Source organism: Mesorhizobium sp. M2E.F.Ca.ET.209.01.1.1 (assembly GCF_004010375.2).
In the GTDB taxonomy this organism is placed as follows: domain Bacteria; phylum Pseudomonadota; class Alphaproteobacteria; order Rhizobiales; family Rhizobiaceae; genus Mesorhizobium.
This window is the reverse complement of the sequence record NZ_SADP02001405.1, coordinates 1-278: the sequence shown is the minus strand read 5'-3', so window position 1 is coordinate 278 and position 278 is coordinate 1. Positions and strand designations below refer to the sequence as shown.

1 pseudogene is annotated in these 278 nt (G+C 61.9%); it reads right to left on the bottom strand.

Annotation, left to right across the window (positions count from 1 at the left end):
* A pseudogene (locus EN852_RS43095) lies at nt 1-154 on the bottom strand (LemA family protein); the annotation flags it as partial.
* Between the last annotated feature and the right edge of the window lie 124 nt (nt 155-278).

Genomic DNA, 278 nt, shown 5'->3' with positions numbered 1-278 from the left:
TGAGCACCTCGCTCCAGGCCGCCCTGGCGTTCTCCTCCGCCGTCGGAATGGTGTTGTAGCCGCAGCCGGCAAGCAGCGGCAGCACGAAAGCCATCATCAGCAAGGCAGGCAGGGCGCGGAAAAGGGAGGGCGGTGAGAGGCGCTCGGTAATCATGATTGGTCCCTCGACAGAAGTTGCGTGCGAAGCATTACCACAATCCACGCGCAAGAAAATGTCCGGCTCATGACACCGGCTCCGGCTCGTTCACGCGCCTCTGTGAATACTTGCGCGAACAGGC